General features: G+C 74.2%; 5 protein-coding genes. 4 read left to right on the top strand and 1 reads right to left on the bottom strand.

Annotated features, from left to right (window positions below):
- Both ACWGIG_RS36215 and ACWGIG_RS36210 read left to right on the top strand, forming a co-directional pair.
- A partial coding sequence (locus ACWGIG_RS36215) for an MFS transporter (RefSeq protein ID WP_453325962.1) occupies positions 1 to 1,270 on the top strand: 1,270 nt, incomplete at its 5' end.
- 7 nt (positions 1,271 to 1,277) lie between these two features.
- Positions 1,278 to 2,234, top strand: coding sequence for a class I SAM-dependent methyltransferase (locus ACWGIG_RS36210; RefSeq protein ID WP_453325961.1), 957 nt, complete (start codon positions 1,278 to 1,280; stop codon positions 2,232 to 2,234).
- Positions 2,235 to 2,404: 170 nt separating this feature from the next.
- Here the strand turns inward: ACWGIG_RS36210 and ACWGIG_RS36205 are convergent, their stop codons facing one another.
- Positions 2,405 to 3,322 carry an endonuclease/exonuclease/phosphatase family protein gene (locus tag ACWGIG_RS36205; protein ID WP_453325960.1) on the bottom strand — a complete coding sequence of 306 codons (918 nt, stop codon included), beginning with the start codon at positions 3,320 to 3,322 and terminating at the stop codon, positions 2,405 to 2,407.
- 439 nt (positions 3,323 to 3,761) lie between these two features.
- On the opposite strand from ACWGIG_RS36205, the gene ACWGIG_RS36200 reads away from it, so the two are divergent.
- The gene (locus ACWGIG_RS36200) at positions 3,762 to 4,700 is read left to right on the top strand and encodes an aldo/keto reductase (RefSeq protein ID WP_453325959.1); all 939 of its coding nucleotides are present in this window, start codon (positions 3,762 to 3,764) and stop codon (positions 4,698 to 4,700) included.
- Between the two features lie 70 nt (positions 4,701 to 4,770).
- Positions 4,771 to 5,796 (top strand): Gfo/Idh/MocA family protein, encoded by a 1,026-nt coding sequence (locus tag ACWGIG_RS36195; protein WP_453325958.1) that lies wholly within the window; start codon positions 4,771 to 4,773, stop codon positions 5,794 to 5,796.
- The last annotated feature ends 114 nt before the right edge of the window (positions 5,797 to 5,910 follow it).

The raw sequence follows: 5,910 nt of genomic DNA, 5'->3' as shown, positions 1-5,910 counted from the left end.
GTCCGGGGCGGCCGTGCCCCGACGGCTGCCGGCCGCGGTGCGGGTCCTGGCCTGTGTCGTCCTGGTGTCCTCCCTGTGCGCGGGCGCCATCGCCCCCGTGCTGACCGTGCGGACCGCCGAACTGGCCTCCACCGCCGCGGTGTCGGGGGTCGTCAGCGCCTTCTTCCTGGCCCGCCTGCTGTTCACGCCGGTGGCGGGACGGCTGGCCTCCGGCGGCCTCGCCCGGCGGATGCTGCCGGCCGGGCTGCTGCTGATGGCGGCCTGCACCGGGGCCGTCTCACTCGCCGATTCGTACGGGCAGTTGCTGGTCCTGCGCGTCCTCGGCGGGGTGGGCTCCGCGACGTTCACCGTGTGCGCCGTCTCCCTGCTCGTGGCCTCCGCACCCGCCGCACTGCGCGGCCGGGCGTTCGGTGTCTGGTCCGTCGGCTTCGAGTCCGGTACGGTCGTCGGCCCGCTGGCCGGTGTCGGTCTGGTCACCCTCGCGCCGTCCGCGCCGTTCGCCGTGGCCGGGGTCTGCCTGGTGCTCACCGCGGTCGCGGCGGCGCTGCTGCCCGCCGCCGGACCCCCGGGCGCCGGAAGGTCCGCGAAGGACAAGCCCGCCCGGAACGCCGGGACGGTGCGCCTGCGCGAGGTGTTGGCGGCGCCCGCCTACCGGGCCGCGCTGCTGTCGAACTTCGCGGTCGGCTGGGGCGCGTACGGCATCCAGGTCTCCCTGGTGCCGCTGTTCGTCACGGCCCGGTTCGCCGGGGGCGCCGCCCTGTCCGCCCTCGCCCTGTCCCTCTTCGCCGTGGGCAGCGTGGCGGTGCTGCCGCTCGCCGGACGGCTCGCCGACGGCTGGGGGCGGCGGCCCGCGGCCCTGCTGGGACTCGCGCTGTTCGGCGCGGGCCTGGCGGGCATCGGACTCAGCAGCGCCCCCCTTCCTCTGCTGGCGGCGGCGCTCGTGGCCGGAACGGGCTGCGGGATCACCGGTCCCGCGCACGGCGCCGCGGTCGCGGACGTCGTCGGTCCCCATTCCTCCGGGGGTTCCGCGCTCGCCTGTTTCCAGGTCAGCGCCGACGTCGGCGCCGTCGCGGGACCCCTCGTCGCAGGACTGACCGCGCAGGTGTTCTCCTTCCCCGCCGCGTTCCTGCTCACCGCGTCGATCCCCGTACTCGCCCTGCTGGCCTGGCTGCGCGCGCCGGAGACCGGTCCGACGCGGGCGCCCGCCGCACCACCCCACAGCTGTCCCACCACCGCCCCACCACCCCATCGATCGACAGAACAGAGGTGATCCGCACATGTTCAGCCATGAGGACGAGCAGGAGTGGCTCCAGCAGGAACGGAAGATCCACGCCACCGTCGGGAACGGCGGCTTCGGCCCCGTCGACCGGCTCGGCTCCTGGACGGAGAAGTCTCCGTTCGCCTTGTGCCAGTACTTCCTGCTGCGACTGGGCAACACCACCTGGCTGGGGCGCAAGCTGGTCCCCGAGGACCGCACCGACCCGGCGTCCGTGCTCACGCCCCGCATGCTGATGGGCGAGTTCGAGAGCCTGCGCTTCACCCGGCAGCAGGTGGAGTTCTACTTCACCCCCCGCTCCGCACAGACGCACGAAGACGTGCTGGCGCGGGCCGCGAAGGACGCCGAGGCCGACCTCGACTTCCCCTTCCCGCGGCTGGACCGCGACTGGAACGAGGCGCTGGTGCCCGCCCACGTGTGGGACGGTACCGCCGAACTCGCCGACAACCTCGACCCGGACGAGGAACACTTCCGGGCCGCCGCCGCGATCGCGCTGCGTGACGTCGTGCGCCCCGGTGACACCCTCTACGACCCGGCCTGTTCCACCGGCAGGTTCGTGTCGTCGCTCGGCACGGCCTTCCCCGAGTGCCGGGTGCTGGCCTCCGACGCCTCACCGAAGATGGTGGAGCTGGCCCGGCGGCGCATTCCGGAGGCGTTCGTCGCCGACGGCCTCACCCGGCCGGTGCCCGACGGGTCGGTGCAGGTGCTCGTGCTGCGCTTCCTCAACGCGGAGGTGCTCAGCGCGGAGGCGGCCGTCGAGGGCTTCCGTTCCCTGGTGCGGCTGATCGCGCCGGGCGGGCACGCCCTGGTGTTCGGTCACACGCCGGTACTGCCCGCCGTACGGCATCTCGCGGGCGAGACCGGGCTTGAGGTGCGCTCGTCCGTGGCGGCCGTGCCGGGGCGGCCGGACGAGGTGTTCCAGTTCTACCTGCTGCACCGTCCGGCGGTGACCGCCTGACATCGGCCGGTGGCCGGCCCGGCACTGCCGGATGCCCGGTCACCGGCTCTCCTGCGGGCCCACCGGACGTCCGGTCACCCGCTCCCCTCCGGCCCCACCGGATGTCCGGTCACCCGCTCACCCCGGGCCCACCGGATGTACCCGCTCACCCCGGTCCACCCGATGCCCGGTCACCCGCCCGCCCCCGGGCCGGACGCGTCAGGTGTGTCGGGCGCGAGCCGGAGCAGGATCGGCGCGTGGTCCGACGCCTCCCGCCCGTCGGCACCCCTCGGCACGTCCGCCGGCCGGCGGTAGGAACGCACCGACGGCAGCAGCGGTCCTGACGCGAGGAACAGGTCGATGCGGCGGGCGGGGTCGCCGTCCTCGGACTCGCCGACCGTGGGCGTACGGTCACCGAAATGGGCCGCCACGTCGGTGAAGAGGCCCGCGCCGAGCAGCGCGCCCACCGGTGTGCGGTCGGTCCTGGTGCCGTCGGGCGGCAGGTGGTTGCCGACCCGGTGGGCGGGCACACCGCTCCAGTCGGGCTCCGGGTCGCCCGGCGGCACCGTGTTGGCGTCCATCGCCACCAGCGTCGGCGTCCGTGCGTCGGGGCCGACGAAGCCACGCAGCCGGTCCGCCTCGATCCTCCGGTTGAGCGGGCTGTACGGGTCGAGGTGGGCGGCGACGAACCGTATCGGCTCGCTGCGGCCCGGCAGCCGGAGCTGGGCGCTGCCGAACCCGTGCCAGGGATTCAGACCGGGCAGATAGGCGTCGGTCGAACAGACCTCGACCTCGGGGCTCCACAGGATCGCCTGGTGGCATTCGGTCCCGGCGCGGAAGAGCACGCCCTCCATGCCCAGGGAGCGCCGGGTGTCGGTGAACAGCGCCTCGTCGTCCAGGTCCCAGCACCACGCCTCGGTCACCATCAGCACCGTGGGCCGCTCCCGCAGGATCAGCGCGCGCTGGGCGCGCCACCGGGTGTCGTCGCCCTCGTACCGTTCGAAGCCGGCCCGGAACAGGTTCCAGAACATCACGGACGTCTCGCCGCTCCGCGCCTCTCCCCCGCCCGCCGGACACGTCGCCGCGCGGGCTTCCGTCGTCGCCGTCATCCCGATGTCCGTCCGCCGTCGGGGCCGCTCACGTCGCACAGTTCCATCCGTACCGTCCTCTCCGAGTCGTCCTGGCCCTGTGGCGGGTCCTGCCGACCGTCGGGCCATGGTCACAGGGGGGTCGTCGGCGCCGGTCGCCGTTCGGCGGTACCGGAACCACGTGACACCCCCTCATCACGGCACCACACGGGGCCCATGCCCGCCAACAGTGCGTGCGGGTGGAACCCGCCCGGCCCTCCCGCGGCCCGCCGCGGCGTCCGGAACTGCCCGATCGGGGGAGGTCCGCGCTCCCCGGCCGGGCCGACGATGCCCCGGGCACGCCGGCATCGCGTACCACCGAGCTGTTTCTGCGGCTTACGGCTGCGACTTCCGGCTGCAACTTCCGACTGCGACTTCCAACTGCAGCTTCCGGCTGCGACTTCCGATTGGGGAGGTGAGCGTGCACTACCGCACTCTGGGCCCGAACGGCCCGCGCGTGTCGGCCCTCGGGCTGGGCACCACGTCACTCATGGGGATCTTCGGCAAACGGGACCCCGCCGCCGTCGCCGACACCCTCCGCCGGGGACTGGACCTCGGCATCAACCTGGTGGACACCGCGCCTTCCTACGGGAAGGGCTTCGCGGAGACCGTCGTGGGTGAGGTCCTGCGGGGCCGCCGCGACGAGGTCGTCCTCTCCACCAAGGTCGGCTGCTGGTCCCCCGAGGAGTTCGACTTCTCGCCCGACCGCATCCGCACCGGTCTTGAGGACAGCCTGCGGCGACTGGGCACCGACCACGTCGACGTACTGCTGGCCCACGACATCGAGTACGGCGACCGGGACGAGGTCCTCACCACCGTGCTGCCGCTGCTGGAGAGCCTCAAGCGCGAAGGCAAGGCACGCGCCGTGGGCGTCTCCGGGCTGCCGCTGCCGGTGCTGGAGAGCGCGGTCGACTCCGGCGGCGTCGACGTGGTGCTGTCGTACTGCCGGTACGGCCTGCACGACACCGCACTGGAGAAGCCCGCCGCCGACTGGCGCACCAGGGGGGTCGCGACGCTGCTGGGCAGCCCGGCGGCGATGGGCCTGCTCACCCAGGCCGGGCCGCGCTCCTGGCATCCCGCCTCGCCCGCCCTGCGCGAGGCGGCGGCCCGGGCCGCCGCGCTGTGCGCCGAGCGGGGCGCCGATCTCGCCCTGCTCGCCCTGCAGTTCGCGCTCGGGCAGGACGACCTCGCCGCGGTCCTGACCGGAACCGGTGACCGCGACCACCTGGAGGCGTCGGTGCGTGCCGCTCGGACCGCCCCCGACGAGGAGCTGCTGGCGGAGGTCCTCGCCCTGTTCGCGGACGTCTGCGACCCGAGCTGGCCCTCGGGCGGCGAGAACTGGTCGACCGTGCCCGCGTGAGAGGCCGCACCGACGCGCCGTCTCTCCCCCCTTCATCTCCCTTCTCCCGTCCGACATCCTCGGAGGCTCCATGTCCACGCCAGACACCACCCACCCGCCGATACGGTTCGGCGTCGTCGGTCTCGGCTTCGGCCGCTGCCACGCCAAGGTCCTGTCCACCCTCCCCGGCGCCCGCCTGGTCGCCGTGGCCGATCTCGACCCCGAGGCCCAGGGCATCGACCTGGACCCGTGGGCCGCGCGGCTGGGGGCCCGCGGCCACCGCGACGCGCTGCGCATGATCGAGGAGGAGGACCTCGACGCCGTGGTGGTCGCCGTACCGCCCGCGGCACGGCGCCGCATCCTGGAGGCCGCGGGCGAACGCGGTCTCGCCGTCTTCCTGGAGAAGCCGTTCGCCGTCGACGACGCGCACGCCGAAGAGATGACCGCGCTGTTCGACCGGTTTCCCGCCATGCCCGTGATGATGGACTTCTGTCTGCGGCACCTGCCCGCCGTGCGCCGGCTGCGGGAGCTGCTGGACGGCCCGCTCGGCGAGGGGCTGGTGGTCAACGCCGATCTGGTGCTCCCCCGCGACGACAGCCCCGGCTGGGTGTGGGACACGGCCCAGGGCAACGGCATCGTCAACGAGAACACCTGCCACCTGCTGGACACCCTGTGCTGCCTGTTGGGCGAGCCGGTGGCCGTGCAGGCGGCCGGCGGTTCCTTCCTCGGCAGCCCGCTGGAGGACGGGGTGGCCGTCACCCTGCGCTTCGCCTCGGGCGCTGCGGCGGTGCTGACGGGAGGCGCGCTCGGTGCTCAGGCGCTGCGCACCCCGGCCGCGCTGTCGGTGTACACGCGGCACGGGCAGGCCCGGCTGAACGGGCGCGACCACATGTTCAACGACCTGGAGTGGGCCACTGCCGACAGCGCGGACGCCGAGCACGAGAGCTGGCCGCTGCCGGGCCGCGGGGAGATCAGCGCCGCCGCCCTCGCCCACTTCGTGGCCTCGCTGCACGCGGGCACCGCGCCCGCGCCGGGCCGGGACGCGGGGGTGCTGGCCGTGCGGATCGCGATGGCGGTCAGGACGGCTCTCAAGTCCGGTGCGACGGTGGAGATCTGACGGTTCGTCAACGACTGGGGTGGGCGGCGGGGTGCTCGCCGTCCACCCGCCCGCCGTCCACCCGCCCGCCATCCATTCCCCGGTGCGCACGAAGGCGGGGCCCCGCGCGCGGGC

The sequence above is a fragment of the Streptomyces sp. NPDC054863 genome (assembly GCF_053610825.1).
The sequence above is the reverse complement of the archived record's forward strand: the minus strand, read 5'-3'. Positions and strand labels throughout refer to the sequence as shown.